Origin of the sequence: Cytobacillus oceanisediminis 2691, assembly GCF_000294775.2 — a bacterium.
GTDB lineage: Bacteria > Bacillota > Bacilli > Bacillales > Cytobacillaceae > Cytobacillus > Cytobacillus pseudoceanisediminis.
The window spans coordinates 4,845,854-4,864,011 of the sequence record NZ_CP015506.1; the positions used below are offsets into that span (position 1 = coordinate 4,845,854).

The following is an 18,158-nucleotide window of genomic DNA, read 5'->3' on the forward strand; positions in this document are numbered from 1 at the left end:
CCAACTTCCCTTCGTCTTGTTACATCATTTTATTAATGCAAATAACATGCCAACTTTTTATATCTTACGCAGAAATAAGAACCTTCTAATAATTTTGCTGCTAACCCAAATATAGATTTTTTTGACCTGTTCTTAATTGTCAAAAAATTTGATAAAATAGTGTATAAAATATTGAACAGTGTATAAAAAATTTTACATTCAGGAGGCTGTCATGTTTGAATTACCGTCAGTCAAAGAAATAATTGAAAGTAATTTTATCTGTCTGAACCAAGTTGATAATGAAGGCGCTTTACCAAAAGTTTATTTGGATGATTCCTTTGCTGCATTAGCTGATGCTTGCAAGCGCTATGCAGCCGTTGCCGTTGTAAATTCAGGCGGCCAAGTACTCGGCTGCATCACAAATGAACAAATCATTGATTTTTTGTATGATTCCTACAATCAATTAAAGGCTTTCTATGAGGCTGTCATCAAAACATCGGACGCTTCAGTCACAGTGATTGATGCTGATGAACGTGTCCGCACATGGACCGAAGGAGCTGAAAAAATTTTCTCTGTAAAAAAAGATGAGATTGTGGGCAAACCAATAATAGAATTCTTTGAACATCAGAATCTGCAAATCTTAGAATCCTTATACAAAGGAAAGAGAATACAAGGAAAGCATCACCAGCCAAGATCTGATCTCTTTGTCCTAATAAATTCAAACCCTGTTTACTTTAATGGACGCATTATCGGGGCAGTTGTGTCGGAAACTGATGTGACAAGCCAGGTTGTTCTTAATGAAAAATTATTTAATATGTCGACTGAGGTTCATCGTTTAGAACAGGAGATGGCGAAATACAGACCTTCAGATCCCTTCAGATACATTAAAGGGAAAAGCGCTGTGATGGAAAAGACGGTGCAAATGGCAAAAAAGGTGTGCTCTGTCCGTTCAACTGTATTGATCTTAGGAGAAAGCGGAGTCGGCAAGGAGGTCTTTGCCAAATCCATTCATGAGGCAACTGAAGGACCTGAAGCTCCATTTATTTCAATTAACTGCGGTGCTATTCCAGCCTCATTATTTGAAAGCGAATTATTTGGCTATGAACGCGGCGCCTTTTCCGGTGCGGATCATAGAGGAAAAAAAGGAAAAATTGAGCTTGCTAAAGGGGGCACTCTTTTTCTGGATGAAATTGGTGAAATGCCTTTAGAAATGCAGGTCAAGATGCTTCGTGTGCTTCAAGAAAGAAAATATTACAAGGTTGGCGGTGAAAAAGAAATTGAGGCTAATTTCCGGGTAATTGCTGCAACAAATAGGGATTTAAAAGAATTAATAAAAGAAGGCCAATTCCGGGAGGATTTATATTATCGGCTAAATGTTGTCAGTTTAAAAATTCCTCCTTTAAAAGAACGCTGTGAAGATATCGTTGAACTAATTCATTACTTTTTAAATGATTTTTCACTGCGCTATCAGCGGCCGATCCATCATTTTTCACAGGAAGTTATGCAAGAGATGCTTCAATATGATTGGCCGGGCAATGTTCGGGAGCTGCGTAATGTCGTTGAACGTCTGGTTGTTTTTGCAACAGATGGAGTCATTCGAAAAGAATATTTGCCATTTCACTCAGCAATGAGCTATTCAGCTGTATCTGATACGGACCTTCAGGAAAACAACATAGAAATGAAAACGGTCATTGTGCCTCTTCAGGAGGAAATGGACCAGCACGAAAAGAAGGTACTCGAAAAAGCATTGGCATTAACCAGCGGCAACAAATTAGAATGCTCGAAAAAACTGGGAATCACCCGGGCGACCCTTTACAATCGTCTAAAACGTCTTGGCTTAAGCTAATTTGAAATACTGGCTTCAAAGTTGGTACGATTTTTGCATTATATTTTTACATATACCTGAAGAGGAGGGATTTCCAAATGAATAACAACGAGGCACTTATGATCTGTCGTTGTGAAGAGGTTACCTATGGGCAGCTTTTCGCAACAGCAAAAGAACATCAATGTACATCCAGGGAACTGAAGCTTAGAACAAGAGCTGGAATGGGGTTTTGTGGAGGACGCACTTGCAGGATCATGGTCGATCGGATTATTGAAAGTGTCGTACCTAATACAGGAGAAGGTGAAATTCCTTTAAAATATCAGCCTCCAATTCGCCCTGTAACTTTTGGAACGGCAGGTGAAAAGAATGACTAGAATTATAGATCATCCGGTTTTAGGAAAATTAGATGATAGAAAAAAGATTCCATTCACTTTTGATGGGAAAGTATATGAAGCATTTGAAACTGAAACAATCGCGGCAGCTCTGCTGGCAAACGGTGTGAGAAAACTGCGTGTTCATGAGGAAAGTGGAACACCAAGAGGGTTTTATTGCAATATCGGCCACTGTATGGAATGCCGTGTAAATGTTAATGGGCAGGCCAATATAAGAGCCTGTTTAACTGTTGTGAAGGAGAATATGGTTGTTGAAAGAGGAAAACAGCATCCTAATATTGTTAAAAGGATGGTGGAGAATCTATGATAGATGTAATCGTAATTGGAGCTGGACCAGCCGGTTTAGCTGGTGCCATAACCTGTGCTGAATACGGCTTAAAAGTTACCGTCATTGATGAATTTGTCAGGCCAGGCGGAAGATTAATCGGTCAATTGCACCAGGAACCGTCTGGAGAATGGTGGAATGGAATAAAAGAATCCACTCGTATGCATAACGAAGCACAGAAACTCTCTGTAGATATCCGCTGCGGCGTTTCTGTATATAACCTTGAAAAAGATAAGGATTGCTGGAATGTTCTTACTAATATAGGAACACTGATAGCTCCTTATGTGCTGGTAGCAACTGGTGCAGCTGAGTTCCCTATTCCTGTGCCAGGCTGGACTCTTCCAGGTGTTATGTCCATCGGGGCTGCACAGGTCATGACGAATGTTCATCGTGTTGAGGTTGGCAAAAAAGGCATCATCATTGGTGCTAACATTTTAGCATTTGCGATTTTAAACGAGCTCCAAATAGCCGGAATTAATGTGGAACATATTGTACTGCCAGAAAAGAGTCCGCTTAGCCAAAAAGCGGGAGAACCTGAGGAAGTCTTGAAGTCACTTCTAAATGCGGCCCATCTTGCCCCGTCACCCATTTTGCGGCTGGGCAGTCGCTTTATGAGAAATAGAGGATTCCGCAAATTAGGGATGAAATTTTATCCTAAAAGCGGCGTTAAGGTGAATGGAACACCATTGCAGCTTAGAAAAGCAGCACTTGAAATTCTTGGAAAGGATCAGGTAGAAGGCGTACTCACTGCAGAAATAGATGTGAATGGTAACGTAATCAAAGGTACAGAAAAAATTTACGAAGCAGATTTCGTGTGTATCGCAGGCGGCTTGTATCCGTTAGCAGAGCTTACAGCAGTTGCCGGATGCCCATTCCAATACGTTCCAGAACTTGGGGGACATGTTCCGCTTCATTCTGAAAAAATGGAAACTCCGCTCGAAGGATTATTTGTTGCCGGGAATATCACCGGCATTGAAAGCGGAAAAATTGCCATGGCCCAAGGAACAACAGCAGGCATTTCGATTGCTAAACACGCTGGAAAAGGCAGCACCGACATCAACAAGAAGCTTGAACAGGCATTGAAAAATGTTCATACTGTCCGTCAAAACGCTGCCATCCAATTCAACCCTGAAATTGCAAACGGCCGGAGGAAAATCTATGAACTTTGGGAGGATCTTTATAGGAAAGAACAGGATTCTTTAAAGGAAATAGGATAAAATGTAATGATCCAATAGCAAATTTTCGTAAAAAAACCGCCCTCCCTATTCGGAGGCCGGTTCGCTTTTCTTGTCATGCCGTTTATTCAGTATTTTTAATACCTCATTAAAAGGCAGTTCCTGCTCCCGCAGCAGCACCATCAAATGATAAATCAGGTCGGCTGCTTCCCATTTCAGTTCGTCCTTATCACGGTTTTTCGCAGCGATGATGACTTCTGCGGATTCTTCGCCGACCTTCTTCAGGATTTTATCCACGCCCTTTTCAAAAAGATATGTCGTGTATGCTCCTTCAGGGCGTGTCTTTTCCCGTTCTTCAATGACCTTTTCAAGTGTATAAAGGATTTCGTACTCAGATAAGCCGCCTGACCCTTCCCCGTATACTCTTTCCTCAAAGCAGCTGACTGTTCCATTGTGGCAGGCAGGACCTGCTGGTTCAACCATAACCACAATCGCATCCTGATCACAGTCAAGCTTCATTTCAACAATTTTCTGTGTGTTGCCGCTTGTTGCCCCTTTGTGCCAAAGCTCATTGCGGGAACGGCTGAAAAACCAGGTCTCACCTGTTTCCGCCGATTTTAAAAGGGATTCCCGATTCATATATGCTAACGTTAATACTTCTTTTGTTTTTGCATCCTGTACAACTGCAGGGATCAGTCCCTTTTCATCGAACTTTACACTTTCAATATTCATCGGACAACCACCCCTTTTTCCTCAATATATGACTTTACTTCTGCAACAGACGTTTCTTTATAGTGAAAAATCGATGCAGCCAATGCGGCATCCGCTTTTCCATCGATAAATGCTTCAGCAAAGTGATCAGCATTTCCGGCACCGCCTGAAGCAATTACCGGAATCGAAACCGCCTCGCTGACTGCTTTTGTCAGCTTAATATCGAAGCCTTTTTTCTCACCGTCAGAGTCCATGCTTGTGAGTAAAATTTCTCCGGCCCCGCGCTCCGCTGCTTCATGGGCCCAAGCGATGACCTCAAGGTCAGTCGGTGTCCGTCCGCCATGTGTGTACACGCGCCAGGAACCAAGGTCTTCATCGTATTTTGCATCAATCGCAACAACGATGCACTGTGATCCGAAAAAATTTGCCCCTTCTGTAATTAAATCAGGATTGTTTACGGCAGCTGTATTGAGAGAAACCTTATCAGCCCCTGCCCGCAAAATTCGTTTCATATCTTCCAGCGCGTTAATCCCGCCGCCGACTGTAAATGGAATGGCAAGCTCAGACGCAACAGCCTTTACAACCTCAACCATAGTTTTCCGACCTTCATGTGAAGCGGAGATATCGAGGAAGACCAGCTCGTCAGCTCCCTGCTCATCATAAAATCGGGCAAGCTCAACCGGATCTCCGGCATCACGCAGCTGCACGAATTGGACCCCTTTTACCACACGGCCGTCTTTTACATCCAGACAGGGAACGATGCGTTTCGTCAGCATGATTCCTTCACCTCTTTCAGAGCTTCCGCTACGGTAAAACGGCCTTCATAAATGGCCTTTCCGACAATGGCGCCAGCAACACCTTCTGAAGAATACTCCCGTAGCTTCGCCAAATCAGCCAGCTGGCTGACGCCGCCAGATGCAATGACACTTTTTCCGGTTTCCCCTGCAAGCAGACGAACAGCTTCAATATTTGGCCCCGATAGCATTCCGTCTGTTGCGATATCTGTAAAAATAAAAGTTTCCGCACCTGCGTCGGCAAATCGCCTTCCTAAGTCAACTGCCCTCACTTCAGACGTTTCCAGCCAGCCATGTGTGGCCACAAAGCCATTTTTCGCATCAAGGCCGACTGCAATGGCTTTGCCGTATTTGCGGATCATTTCAATAGCAAACTCAGGATTGGAGACGGCGATGCTTCCAATGATTACGCGTGTTACGCCATTATCCAGATAATGCAGGATGTCTTCTTCCGTACGGATTCCCCCGCCGATCTGGACGGAGGCGCCAAGTTCGCGGGAAGCCTGAATGACATATTGATCATTAACCCGCTTCCCATCCTTTGCCCCGTCTAGATCTACCATATGAATCCAGTCTGCTCCTTCATCAGCAAACTTTTTGGCCATATCAAACGGAGAGTCGCCATACACCGTTTCCTTATCGTAATCCCCCTGCAGCAGCCGGACGCACTTGCCGCCTCTCATATCGATTGCCGGATAGATCGTAAAACTCATTTCACAGACATCCTTTCTTCAACCAGCTCGGTAAAATTGCGTAAAAGCGCCATGCCGAGCGAACTGCTTTTTTCAGGGTGGAACTGCATGCCGAACACATTGCCCCTTCCGGCAACTGCCGGCACTTCTACATCATACATACTTCTGCTGATAACAACTTCTCTATCATCTGTATCTACAAAGTAGGAGTGGACGAAATAGACATAATCTTCATTAAGTCCTTTTAAAATTGGCGAACCCTGTAAGAATTCAAGACGGTTCCAGCCCATATGCGGAACTTTATACGTTTCGCCTTCTGCTGTTGCACCGGGAAAACGCCTCACATGGCCAGGGAGAAGCTTCAGGCCTTCCGTCATGCCATTCTCCTCACTGCTCTCAAATAAAAGCTGCATGCCAAGGCAAATGCCAAGAAGCGGCTTGCCTGTATCAGCAAACTCCTTTACCAGATCTGCCAGACCTGTAGAATTTAAGATGGTCATGGCATCTTTGAAAGAGCCGACACCCGGCAGAATTAAGGCGTCTGCTTTAAGGAGCTCGTCTTTATTTTCAGAAAGGAAATAAGGAACCTCCAACCGTTCAAGCGCTTTACTGACACTGAACAAATTCCCCATTCCGTAATCGATGATGCCGATCATTTACAACATCCCTTTCGTTGATGGAACTCCCTTAATCCTTGGATCAATCGTTGTTGCCTCATCAAGCGCACGAGCGAGTGCTTTGAAAATCGCTTCGATAATGTGGTGTGTATTCTGTCCATAGTGGACGATGACATGCAGGTTCATTCTGGCTTCAAGTGCAAGTTTCCAAAGAAACTCGTGAACAAGCTCGGTATCAAATGTACCGACTTTTTGGCTCGGGAACTCGGCACGCATCTCCAAGTGAGGGCGGTTGCTGAGGTCAACTGTAACTTGAGCCAATGCTTCGTCCATCGGAACGAAAGCATTTCCATAGCGCTTAATGCCTTTCTTATCGCCTAAAGCGTCCTTCAGTACCTGGCCTAAGCAGATGCCAATGTCCTCTGTTGTGTGGTGATCATCCACGTCTGTATCGCCATTTGCAACGATGTTCAAGTCAAATTGTCCGTGCTTGGCAAACAGGTCCAGCATATGCGTCATAAAAGGCACCCCTGTTTCCAGATCGCTTTTGCCTTCGCCGTCTATATTTAAGGATAGAGTAATATTCGTTTCATTGGTTTTACGTGAAATTTCAGCAGTTCTGGCCATGATTATTCCTCCAGCTTATTTTCTTAGTCTTGTTTCAATGGATCTGGCATGGGCTTCAAGGCCTTCCAGACGCGCAAAGGCCGCTATTTTTTCGCCATTATCCTTTAATGCTTTTTCACTGTATAAAAGAATACTTGATTTCTTTTGAAAATCCTCCACATTAAGCGGGCTTGAGAACCGGGCCGTTCCGTTTGTCGGCAGGACGTGGTTCGGGCCGGCAAAATAGTCACCGACCGGTTCAGGACTAAACCTCCCGAGGAAGATTGCTCCGGCGTGACGAATCCGTCCGAGAAGCTCCATCGGATTCTCCGTTAAAATCTCCAGATGCTCAGGAGCCAGACTATTCACCGTTTCAATAGCTTCATCCATGTTTTCCGCCACATAGACAGCACCATAGTTTTCGATTGATTGAAAGGCAATTTGCTGCCTTGGCAGCTCAGCCAGCTGGCGGTCCACTTCTCTTGAGACCTGCCCTGCAAGCGCTGATGATGGTGTCACAAGGACTGCACTTGCCATAGGGTCGTGTTCGGCCTGTGATAAAAGATCTGAAGCCACTTCATCTGCGTGTGCCGTATCATCTGCTAAAATCGCAATCTCACTGGGGCCTGCGATCATATCAATATCAACGTCCCCGAAAACTTCACGCTTTGCAAGAGCGACAAAGATATTTCCGGGACCTGTAATTTTATCAACAGGAGCTATCGTTTCGGTTCCATATGCAAGAGCGGCAATTGCCTGGGCACCGCCTGCTTTATAGATTTCTTCTGCTCCTGCAATTTTGGCCGCAGCAAGGACCGCAGGAGGCAGCTTTCCAGTCTTTTTATCAGGAGGAGAGGTAATGACGATCCGTTTGACGCCTGCAACTTTTGCCGGGATCACATTCATAAGTACTGATGATGGATAGGCAGCCGTACCGCCTGGGACATACAGGCCGACTGAATCAAGCGGTGTGATCTTTTGGCCAAGCACTGTGCCGTTTTCTTCTGTTGTCATCCAGGAAGGACGCAGCTGCTTTTCATGAAAAGACCGGATATTCTCGGCAGCTTCTTTAATGATCTCCAGGATTTTTCCATCCACTTGACTAAAAGCTTCCTCTATTTCAGCCTGCGATACCTTGAAATCATCCAGGGATATGCCATCAAATTTTTCTGTGTAATCTTTTAATGCCTGATCTCCATTTTGGCGGACTGATTCAATTATATCTTTTACAATCGCCCGCTGTTCTTCTGTTCCGTTATCAACAGACCGTTTAATTGAAATCTGGTCATTTACTTTTAAAATTTTCATAGACCTCTACATCCTTTATCGCAGATTAACGGGCAGTAATATCCCTACCTCATATTTTCAATCAAGACCTAATTAGAAATCAGGTAGGGATAAACTGCCCATAAAGGCCCGATTGGTTCAACTAACCATCAGTGGAAGAACACCACTGATGGAAGTTTCACTTTAAGTACGAATTTCTTCTCCAGCTATTACTTCAGTAAGACTTCCAACCAGCTCGCTTATGCGTTCATCCTTCATGCGGTAGCTGACAGGATTGACAATCAATCTTGAAGTGATGCCGACGATGGTTTCGTATTCAACGAGCCCGTTCTCTTTTAGCGTTCGGCCGGTTGATACGATGTCCACGATCCGGTCTGCCAGCCCGATCATAGGCGCAAGCTCTATGGAACCGTTCAATTTAATGATCTCCACCTGCTCCCCCTGCTCACGGAAATACGCTGCCGCAATCTGCGGATACTTCGTTGCTATTTTAGGAGCAACATCGTTCAGCCTGGTATTTGGCAGTCCTGCGACCGCGAGATAGCAGGCGCTGATCTTTAAATCAAGAAGCTCGTAAACATCCCGCTCTTCTTCAAGCATTACATCCTTCCCCGCAATCCCAAGGTCTGCCACACCATGCTCTACATAAGTTGGCACATCCATCGGCTTTGCAAGGATAAAGCGAAAATTCTCTTCAGGTACATCTATAATCAATTTACGTGAATCATCAAATTCCGGAGGCAATTGAAAGCCTGCCTGGCGGAGCAATTCAGCCGCTTCTTCAAAAATGCGGCCCTTTGGCATCGCAATCGTTAAAACATCACTCATTTTATGCTCTCCTTTCCAGCTTTTCCGACTAAAAAGGTAATATCCTCATATTGGCTGGTGCAGGCATCGATGTCCTTGACACCGCTAATATCCTGCAGAACCACTTTCTTTCCGGCAGAACGTTCCTTCTTCGCAAAATCGAATGCCTCTTTGCGGCGTTCCGGACTGTATAGAACGCAGTACACAGGTTCAGCCGCAATGCTGTCTTCCAGAGCCTCAAGCAGGCGGTCCATTCTGATGGCAAAGCCGGTTGCTCCCGTATCTTTTCCGAACTTTTGGAGCAGCAGATCATAGCGGCCGCCATTTCCGATCGGGAAACCAACATTTTCTGCATATACCTCAAAAAGAATGCCCGTGTAGTAGCTCATATGGCTGACGAGCGTTAAATCAAATTTAACTGTCCCTTCCTGGCCGTAGTCCTGCATAATGCCCCAAAGCTGTTCGAGCTCGGCTAATGCTTTTTTTCCTGTGCCGTTTTCCAGAAGGCCATAAGCAATCTCAATGACTTCTTCCCCGCCTCTTAATTTAAGGAAATCGAGAAGCCTTTGTTTATCAATGGATGAAAGAGCCAGGCTCTTAACATGTTCTCTGTACCCCACATAATTTTTCTCATATAAAAATCTTGTCAGGTTTTCCACTCTTTCTTCCGTTCCTAAAATCTGCTGGAAGAAGTCCCGGACAAAACCGATGTGGCCGGCGGAAAGCTGGAAGTTCTGAAGACCAGCTTCTTTTAAAGCAGAGATCATCATCGCCATCCCTTCGCCATCCGCACTGATCGTATGGTCGCCAATGCATTCAACACCGATCTGCTCAAACTCAGCTGGCCTGCCGCCCTCCCGCTGCTGGGCGCGGTATACATTGGCAGAATATGCAAGCCTGATAGGCAGCTCGTCTTTTAAAAGACGGGATGCTGCCATCCTTGCGATCGGCGCTGTCATATCCGGCCGCAGCACAAGGGTATGGCCCTGCTGATCAAGCAGCTTGAACAGCTGCTGATCAAGTATTGCTGATGCCGCTCCAACTGTTTCGTAATATTCGAGTGCAGGCGTTTCGATAAACTGATAGCCCCACCGTTTCATTTCCTCCTGGATGGATGACCGGACTGCTGCCTTTCTTTCATATAAATCTGGTAATGTATCTCTCATGCCTAACGGCTTTTCAAACATAAATAATCGGCTCAAAAGTATTCACCTCTATGACTTAAAAATTCCGAATCCTTTAGTTCGCTAATATGGTAGCAAATTGAAGTTATATGTAGTTTAACGCGCAAATTCTATGCCGTCAACCAAAAGAATCAGAAAAATAAAAAAGACTCCCTTTTTTTAAAAACGAGCTTTCATATAGTTTGTACTTTTTTGGAAAGGTTATTTGAGTTAAAGACTTGCATCTAAATATATCTAGCATCTTTTGGAATCTATCCAACATCTCACAATAATAAAAAAAACCGCCAGCCTAAGCTAACGGAGTTTGGTCTTTATTAATGCCATATATCGGATCATCCGCCCAGCGTGCGGCAAGTTCTTCCTTTGTATAGATGACACGCATCGGGTTGCCGCCAACAAAAGCGCCAGACGGGACATCTTTATGAACAAGCGTTCCAGCTGAAACAATCGCACCATCTCCGATCGTGACGCCGGGAAGAATGGTTGAATTGGCGCCAATCATGACTTCGCTGCCAATTTCAACCCTCCCGAGGCGATATTCCTTAATCAAATATTCATGGGCGAGGATCGTAGTGTTATATCCAATGACCGTGTTGCGGCCGACACTTATTTTTTCCGGGAACATGACGTCCAGCATAACCATGAGTGCGAATGATGTCTGATCCCCCACCTTCATTCTCAGGAAATTACGATAGAGCCAATTTTTCATACCCAGAAATGGCGTGTAGCGCGCAAGCTGGATCACAATAAAGTTTTTGACCACCTTCAAGAACGGAACCGTTTTATACACATGCCAGAGAGAATTGCCTCCCTCTACCGGAAAACGCTCCGTTTTTCTCATTGGTTTTCTGCCTCAAGAATATCGAGCAGGTCAGCCATATTGTCCAGCATATAATCCGGTTCAAAGCGCGCGAGGAAATCACGGCCTTTCGCTGTCCAGGCAACACCAGCCGTTTTTGTGCCGGCGTTTTTTCCTCCATCGATATCGTGCGAATTATCGCCGACCATAATAGCTTCTTCCGGCTTCGCATCCAGCAGGCTTAATGCCTTCAAGATTGGCTCCGGATCGGGCTTTGGCTTATCCACGTGGTCGAGCGTAACAACCACGTCGAAAAACTGGTCAAGATTTGTCAGCTTTAAGCCCTTTTCAACTACATTGGAAACTTTTGTCGTAACAATGCCCAGTTTATATCCCGATTCTTTTAAAGTCCGAACCGTTTCAAATACGCCAGCAAATTCTTTCACAAGCACGTCGTGGTTCTTAATATTGTACTCCCTGTAAACCGAGATCATCTCCTCCACTTTTTCCGGGTTGATGGACTCGAATGTTTCATGCAGGGTCGGCCCCATGAATGGGAGAACATCTTCCCGCTGATAGCGGTCTGGATAATATTTTCCCAGCGTATGCAAAAATGAGGAAATAATCAATTCGTTTGTGTCGATCAATGTTCCATCTAAGTCAAATAATAGTGTGTTAATGCTCATATGTTGCTTCCTTTCTTTTTGCCAGATCAGCACGCTTCCAGATCGCTGCCACTGCCAATGTCAGGATAATTGCCACACCCAGGCGAATCAGCAGAAGCGGTAATACCGGAATGCCAAGCGGCACAAAAATCAAAGTATCTTCAACGACTGCGTGGCAGGCAACGAGGAAAATAAATGCGATCGTTACATCTCGTTTACTGACGCCATCTTCCTCTACTGCCTGAATCATGACGCCCGCCCCATAGGCAAGGCCAATCAGCAAGCCGGCTGCAAGAGTTGTAGACGTATTTTCCTTCATTCCAAGTGCCCTGGTCACAGGCGCCATCCATTTTGAAAAAACAGCAAGCCATTGCTTATCTTTTAAGATTTGAATAATAATCATCAGTGGAATGACGATGATGGCAAGCTGGAGAATACCGAGCAATGCAGTCTGCAGTGCATCCAGCAGGATGGGCAATGCACCGGATACCAGCTCTTCTTTTGCCGGAATAAATCCGTACTTAGCAGTTTCGGATCCTCCCTGCCAAACAAGGTTGATCACAATCGCGCTTAAAAGCGCCAGTCCGATGCGTACTGCCAGAACGACCCAAAGCTTAACGCCGACCTTCAATGCCACTCCGGTTTCAATCAGCATATTATGTGAAAAAGACAGCATGACGGCAATAATAAATACTTCTTTAACCGAGAGATCGAGCGTTAAAATGGCTCCAATCCCCGCATACAAATTTAAGAAGTTCCCCAATACAAGCGGTATAGCTGCATCTCCTGACAGCCCAATCAGATTCATAAGGGGCGTGATCAGCTTGATTACCCATGGAAGCACTGGCGTATGCTGAAGCAGTGCCACAATCAGCGTGACCGGGAAAATGACTTTCCCGAGTGTCCATGTTGTCTTTAAGCCGGCCATCAGCCCCCGTTTGCAAGATTCAACCAGCATCTCTACTCTCCCCTGTCCGTTATTTCCCCTCGGCTTTATCCAAATAACGAGCTTTGGCAAGACCCTCTGCTCTTCTATAAAAAATCAGGACTAGCGCACCAATAATAAGAACGATAGATATCGTCTGAGCAATCCTTAAATTCTCAGTAAGCATCAGGCTGTCGGTCCGCAGGCCTTCTACAAAGAAACGGCCGATCGAATACCAGATTACATACGAGAGGAAAAGTTCCCCGCGCCTTAAGTTTGCTCTTCTTAATAATATAAGAATGATAAATCCAATGATATTCCAGATTGATTCATATAAAAACGTCGGATGATAATAGGCACCGTTAATATACATCTGGTCAACGATAAATTCAGGCAAATACATATTTTCCAGGAATGCCCGGCTGACTTCCCTGCCATGAGCCTCCTGGTTCATGAAGTTGCCCCAGCGCCCGATTGCCTGCCCTAAGATGATGCTTGGCGCTGCAATATCAGCCAGCTTCCAGAACGATATCTTCCTTTTCTTTGCAAAAACATAAGCTGTGATGACAGAACCAATCAAAGCTCCATGAATGGCAATTCCGCCATTCCAAATTTTAATGATTTCACCCGGATTCTGCGAGTAAAAATCCCATTGAAAAATAACGTAATAGATTCTTGCAGAAATAATCGCAATGGGAATGGCCCACAGCATCAAATCGGCAAAAATATCTTTAGGGAGTCCCCTTCTCTCCCCTTCTCTCATCGCGATAATGAGTGCAAGTGCAATGCCAACACCGATAATCAGGCCGTACCAGTGGACCTGAATTGGCCCAAGGGATATGGCAATCGGATCTAACGGCTGAATATTTTTTTCCATGATCACTTCTCCTTCTCATCGAAAAGCGCAAGGCGCCCGCTCATCGGCGGCAAGCATAAGACAAGCCGGCATGAAGGCTGTTTTTTAACCTTTGTGACGGATTGGCTTAGACCTGAGAGCCGATGGCGCCTGGAGCTAGACAGTTATCTAAGTTCAAAGATATAAATTCTATTATTGCAAGAAAAGCGCATGCACCTCTGGGGTGGTTTTTGCCACACGCGCTATAGATCCTAAGCTAGTCAGGCTTATCAGCTTTCAATCGGAACGTTTGATTGAAAGTGTTTTGCCCTCTTTAACGATCATCATGGTCTCCGTCCTCAATCACATCCGACAGGCGGTTCGTGAACTGTTCCGCTGCATTCATCCCCATTCTTTTTAATCGGAAATTCATGGCAGCCACTTCAATGATGACAGCCAGGTTTCGTCCGGGTCTTACCGGAATGGTCAGCTTTGTAACTTCTGTATCGATGATTTTCATCTTTTCTTCATCAAGGCCAAGACGGTCGTACTGCTTTTTCGGATCCCACAGCTCCAAATTCATGACCACAGAGATTTTCTTATAGCTGCGGACTGCTCCAGCACCAAACAGGGTCATGACATTGATAATGCCGAGGCCGCGGATTTCAAGCAGATGTTCAATCAATTCCGGTGAGTTTCCGACCAGGTAATCTTCATCTTCCTGCCTGATCTCCACGCAGTCATCCGCAACAAGGCGGTGTCCCCGCTTAACTAGCTCAAGCGCCGTCTCACTCTTACCAACTCCGCTTTTTCCAGTTATCAGTACCCCTACCCCATAAATATCGACAAGGACGCCATGTACAGCTGTGGTTGGTGCAAGCTTGCTTTCCAGAAAATTGGTCAGCAAACTGGAAAAACGAGTCGTTTTCTGTTTGGAGCGGAGCAACGGAACCGATTCTCTCTCTGCCGCTTCAATCAGTTCGTCAGGTATATCCAGTCCTCTCGTGACGATTATGCCGGGTGTAATATCTGTACAGAGCCGTTCAAGCCGGATCTCCCGCTCGGAATTATTTAACTTTTCAACAAAAGACAGCTCGGTTTTCCCGACCAATTGAATACGTTCAGCCGGATAGTAATCAAAATAACCAGCCATCTCCAGGCCCGGACGGGAAATATCACTCGTCGTAATCGGCCGGTTAATGCCTTCCTCTCCGGCAATCAATTCGAGCCCAAATTTTTCTATAATATCTTTTGTGCGCACTTTTACCAAAATAGGTTCCTCCTTTAATGCTGGCACTTCTGGATGATCTCTTTATATGTAACTTATAATTTCTAAAAAATTCACTCTGAAGTTTCACTCTATTTTAGCACTTTTTAACGCAGAACCAAATTTCTGAAAACGATTTTTACAAAATTAACACTAGGCCCATATGCTTAATCCTTCTCGACAGGGACAATTTTCAGGGATATTCTGCGTATAAATATGATGATATGCTTTTTGTAAAAATATTCAGATGGTATAGACAACTATACTAAACCTTGGTAATATGATTATGTAAGCGAATTCATTTACATTTTTTAGCTTTTATTACGTTCATTCATTTTTAAAAAAAGAGGGGGAAAAACTCATGCGTAAAGAAGAACGCTTGGCGAAAGAGATTACGGAGCAGTTGGGCGGCACCGGCAACATCGCGGAACTGGCCTCCTGCATGACCCGCCTTCGCGTGAAGCCGGTCGATGAAAGCAAAGTCAACCTGAATGGCATCAAGGATATTGATGGCGTTATGGGTGTGGTGGAAGCAGAAACACTCCAAATCATCCTCGGACCCGGGATCGTCACCAAGGTAGCTGACGAAGTTTCCAGGATGACAGGCAAAAATGTTTCATCCGTTGATGATGATGAAGAGATTGACACTTCATTGGAAGGACTGGCAGCCCGGACGAAGGCCGGACTCAATGAGAAAAACGCTACTCCTTTCAAGTTATTTTTAAGAAAAATTGCAAGTATCTTTATCCCGCTGATTCCAGCTATCGTTGCTTCCGGTTTGATTGCAGGGATCAATAATGTAATCATCAAATCAGGCGGAGACCCGGAATCCACGCTCGTTCAAATGCTTGATTTGATTGGCTGGGGTTTATTCGGTTACCTGGGCGTGTTTGTAGGTATTAACACTGCGAAGGAGTTTGGAGGGTCTCCTGCTCTGGGCGGTGCAGCCGGTATTCTATTAATCAATCCCGGCCTTGCCAATATAACTCTTTTCGGTGAAGCATTGGTGCCAGGCCGGGGCGGCTTGATTGGAGTCATGCTCGCTGCTGCGCTTGTAGCCTTTTTGGAAAAAAGAATCCGAAAAGTCGTTCCATCAGCAATTGATATTATTGTAACACCGACACTGGCATTATTAATTACAGGCTTTGCGACATTCTTTGTCCTGCAGCCTGTTGGCGGATTCCTTTCTGACATTATCACAAAAGGTCTCCTTGGCGTTCTGGATGTTGGCGGCATCCTGGCTGGCTTAGTACTTGCCGGAACCTTCCTTCCGCTTGTTGTAACTGGGCTGCATCAAGGTTTAACTCCAGTTCATATGGAATTGATTAACTCAATCGGTGACGATCCGCTCCTGCCGATTCTTGCAATGGGAGGCGCCGGCCAAGTAGGTGCGGCATTCGCCATCTACTTCAAAACAAAAAATGCCCGTCTGAAGAAAGTGATTAAAGGCGGACTTCCGGTTGGAATGCTCGGTATTGGTGAGCCGCTTATTTTCGGGGTGACACTGCCGCTGGGACGTCCTTTCTTAACAGCATGTCTAGGAGCTGCTGTGGGCGGTGCTTTCCAGGCGTTCTTCAAGATTGCTACAGTAGCCATCGGGGTTTCCGGCATACCGCTTGCCTTCCTCGTTCACACAAATCAAATCGTACTGTATCTGATCGGCCTTTTAATTGCCTATGCGTTTGGCTTCCTGTTCACATGGATGTTCGGATTCAAAGAGGAAATGGCTAAAAACATATAGAAAAGCGGAAGCGCTTTGTCCACAGAGGAACGCAGACTAACCAACGCCACGTCCTGTGGCAGTCTGCATGCCCCCCTCCTCCCAAAAGCTGTCGCTTTCGGTCGTGCGATGTTTATGCTGACGAGGCCTTCCTTATCCTGGGGGCCTCAAGCACAAGACGAGCCTCACGGAAAGGCGCTCTTTGCCTTTTTGGGAGGATTGCCAGAAATGTGGAGGTGACAGCCCAGGGACGACAGGCATAAGACGGTTTCTGTAAGTAGGCGTTCTTCCTTCTGAAAGGAAACGGCTTATGACTCGAGTCCATAGGAGCCCTTGTGACCTCGAGGGGGTAGGCGCTGGAGCTAGACAGTTATCTATATTCAAGATTTTATATTTTCTAATTTAGGAGAAGGAGGAGCATTCCTCCTTCTTTACTTATGAACTCGCATTTTTGAAAAATTCAGACTTATAGAGGTGACTATGATGCTTGGAATATCAGTTTATCTATCAGAGGAGCGCCAGCTTCAAAATGCAAAATGGATTGAGCGGGCGGCTTCTCACGGCTTCACATCCATCTTCACTTCCCTCCATATTCCCGAAGATGACCACAGCACATATAAACAACTGCTTCAGAACCTCGGTGCTCTTGCAAAGCAGCATCAAATGGAACTCCTCGCCGACGTTTCCCCTCAGTCATTGGACCATCTAGGATTGGACTGGGGAACGCTCGATACTCTTCTTGAATGGGGTCTCTCCGGAATCCGGGCAGACTACGGCTTTACTTCTGAACAGATTGTAGAACTCTCTAAAAAAATGAAACTTGGAATCAATGCGAGCACTATCTCTGCTGCAGAACTGCAGGAGTGGATGGAAGCGGGATTAAACGCCCATAATGTTGAAGCCTGGCATAATTTTTATCCGCGGCCTGAAACGGGTTTGGATAAAGACTTTTTTATAGAGCGAAATCGGTTCCTTAAAAGAATGGGGATAACCACCATGGCGTTTGCGCCTGGTGACGCTGAACATCGCGGACCCATTTTCGCAGGGCTTCCTACTCTTGAGAAGCACCGGGGCTATCCACCCGCTGCGGCGGCGGCTGAATTGATGAACAGCTGCTATACAGACAAGGTGCTGATCGGTGATCATTCAGTAAAAGACGGGACTCTTGCACAACTGGCGAAAATCGCCAATGCTACTGTGCCTCTCCGAATCGAGCTAATTGGCGGACAAACCTATGAGGAGCTTTTTAATAAACCTCATACAAATCGGATGGATCCTGCCCGGGATGTTGTAAGGTCAGTGGAATCAAGGTCATATGCTGGCCAAGGATCAAATAAATGGGAACCTATGAACCAGCTGGAACGTAAAAAAGGGAGTGTCACAGTTGATAATATCCTATACGGCCGCTACGCAGGCGAGATGCAGATTACTTTAGCAGATCTCCCCCGGGATGAACGCGTGAATGTGATCGCAAGAGTTATGGATGAGGATCTGCCACTCCTTGACCAGATCAAGGCAGGAACTAAATTTCAATTAATAGTGAGGGATTAACA

The 18,158-nt window shown here is 45.4% G+C and carries 19 protein-coding genes; 6 read left to right on the plus strand and 13 right to left on the minus strand.

Translation table 11 applies throughout. The annotated features are described in order from the left end of the window. The first annotated feature begins 211 nt into the window (after window positions 1-211). The 4 genes from A361_RS24320 (at window position 212) to A361_RS24335 (ending at window position 3,738) form a co-directional block, all read left to right on the plus strand. Window positions 212-1,825, plus strand: coding sequence for a sigma-54 interaction domain-containing protein (locus tag A361_RS24320; RefSeq protein WP_019383309.1), 1,614 nt, complete (start codon window positions 212-214; stop codon window positions 1,823-1,825). A 77-nt stretch (window positions 1,826-1,902) separates the two neighbouring features. Continuing rightward, the gene (locus tag A361_RS24325; RefSeq protein WP_019383310.1) at window positions 1,903-2,178 is read left to right on the plus strand and encodes a (2Fe-2S)-binding protein; all 276 of its coding nucleotides are present in this window, start codon (window positions 1,903-1,905) and stop codon (window positions 2,176-2,178) included. Beyond that, on the plus strand, window positions 2,171-2,503 hold the full coding sequence (locus tag A361_RS24330) for a (2Fe-2S)-binding protein (protein ID WP_019383311.1): 333 nt from the start codon (window positions 2,171-2,173) through the stop codon (window positions 2,501-2,503). The genes A361_RS24325 and A361_RS24330 overlap by 8 nt, the downstream gene beginning before the upstream one ends. Beyond that, on the plus strand, window positions 2,500-3,738 hold the full coding sequence (locus tag A361_RS24335; RefSeq protein WP_019383312.1) for an NAD(P)/FAD-dependent oxidoreductase: 1,239 nt from the start codon (window positions 2,500-2,502) through the stop codon (window positions 3,736-3,738). Before A361_RS24330 ends, A361_RS24335 begins: the two co-directional genes overlap by 4 nt. A 45-nt stretch (window positions 3,739-3,783) precedes the next feature. Here the strand turns inward: A361_RS24335 and hisIE are convergent, their stop codons facing one another. The 13 genes from hisIE to hprK all read right to left on the minus strand — a co-directional run bounded on the left by hisIE (window position 3,784) and on the right by hprK (window position 14,888). Then, window positions 3,784-4,428, minus strand: coding sequence for a bifunctional phosphoribosyl-AMP cyclohydrolase/phosphoribosyl-ATP diphosphatase HisIE (gene hisIE / locus A361_RS24340; protein ID WP_019383313.1), 645 nt, complete (start codon window positions 4,426-4,428; stop codon window positions 3,784-3,786). Continuing rightward, window positions 4,425-5,183, minus strand: a complete 759-nt coding sequence (gene hisF, locus A361_RS24345; RefSeq protein ID WP_009331840.1) for an imidazole glycerol phosphate synthase subunit HisF — start codon at window positions 5,181-5,183, stop codon at window positions 4,425-4,427. Before hisF ends, hisIE begins: the two co-directional genes overlap by 4 nt. Then, on the minus strand, window positions 5,177-5,914 hold the full coding sequence (gene hisA, locus A361_RS24350) for a 1-(5-phosphoribosyl)-5-[(5-phosphoribosylamino)methylideneamino]imidazole-4-carboxamide isomerase (RefSeq protein WP_009331841.1): 738 nt from the start codon (window positions 5,912-5,914) through the stop codon (window positions 5,177-5,179). Before hisA ends, hisF begins: the two co-directional genes overlap by 7 nt. Continuing rightward, window positions 5,911-6,549, minus strand: coding sequence for an imidazole glycerol phosphate synthase subunit HisH (gene hisH / locus A361_RS24355; RefSeq protein WP_009331842.1), 639 nt, complete (start codon window positions 6,547-6,549; stop codon window positions 5,911-5,913). The genes hisA and hisH overlap by 4 nt, the downstream gene beginning before the upstream one ends. Next, a complete protein-coding gene (hisB, locus tag A361_RS24360; protein ID WP_009331843.1) occupies window positions 6,550-7,137 on the minus strand; it encodes an imidazoleglycerol-phosphate dehydratase HisB in 588 nt (195 codons plus the stop codon). Window positions 7,138-7,152: 15 nt separating this feature from the next. After that, entirely contained in the window at window positions 7,153-8,424 is a 1,272-nt protein-coding gene (hisD, locus tag A361_RS24365; RefSeq protein ID WP_019383314.1) for a histidinol dehydrogenase, read from the minus strand. A gap of 162 nt (window positions 8,425-8,586) precedes the next feature. Further along, the gene (gene hisG / locus A361_RS24370; protein WP_019383315.1) at window positions 8,587-9,231 is read right to left on the minus strand and encodes an ATP phosphoribosyltransferase; all 645 of its coding nucleotides are present in this window, start codon (window positions 9,229-9,231) and stop codon (window positions 8,587-8,589) included. Continuing rightward, window positions 9,228-10,412 (minus strand): ATP phosphoribosyltransferase regulatory subunit, encoded by a 1,185-nt coding sequence (locus tag A361_RS24375; RefSeq protein WP_019383316.1) that lies wholly within the window; start codon window positions 10,410-10,412, stop codon window positions 9,228-9,230. The genes hisG and A361_RS24375 overlap by 4 nt, the downstream gene beginning before the upstream one ends. A gap of 271 nt (window positions 10,413-10,683) precedes the next feature. Next, entirely contained in the window at window positions 10,684-11,235 is a 552-nt protein-coding gene (locus tag A361_RS24380) for an acyltransferase (protein ID WP_019383317.1), read from the minus strand. Next, window positions 11,232-11,879, minus strand: a complete 648-nt coding sequence (gene ppaX, locus A361_RS24385) for a pyrophosphatase PpaX (protein ID WP_019383318.1) — start codon at window positions 11,877-11,879, stop codon at window positions 11,232-11,234. The genes A361_RS24380 and ppaX overlap by 4 nt, the downstream gene beginning before the upstream one ends. Next, window positions 11,869-12,816, minus strand: a complete 948-nt coding sequence (locus A361_RS24390; protein ID WP_009331849.1) for a nucleoside recognition domain-containing protein — start codon at window positions 12,814-12,816, stop codon at window positions 11,869-11,871. Before A361_RS24390 ends, ppaX begins: the two co-directional genes overlap by 11 nt. A 19-nt stretch (window positions 12,817-12,835) precedes the next feature. Next, entirely contained in the window at window positions 12,836-13,660 is an 825-nt protein-coding gene (gene lgt, locus A361_RS24395; RefSeq protein WP_009331850.1) for a prolipoprotein diacylglyceryl transferase, read from the minus strand. A gap of 292 nt (window positions 13,661-13,952) precedes the next feature. Further along, window positions 13,953-14,888, minus strand: a complete 936-nt coding sequence (hprK, locus tag A361_RS24400) for an HPr(Ser) kinase/phosphatase (protein ID WP_009331851.1) — start codon at window positions 14,886-14,888, stop codon at window positions 13,953-13,955. A 358-nt stretch (window positions 14,889-15,246) separates the two neighbouring features. Here hprK and A361_RS24405 point away from each other — a divergent pair, with 358 nt between their 5' ends. Both A361_RS24405 and A361_RS24410 read left to right on the plus strand, forming a co-directional pair. After that, window positions 15,247-16,626, plus strand: coding sequence for a PTS transporter subunit EIIC (locus A361_RS24405; protein ID WP_019383319.1), 1,380 nt, complete (start codon window positions 15,247-15,249; stop codon window positions 16,624-16,626). 462 nt (window positions 16,627-17,088) lie between these two features. Next, a complete protein-coding gene (locus A361_RS24410) occupies window positions 17,089-18,156 on the plus strand; it encodes a DUF871 domain-containing protein (protein WP_019383320.1) in 1,068 nt (355 codons plus the stop codon). The last annotated feature ends 2 nt before the right edge of the window (window positions 18,157-18,158 follow it).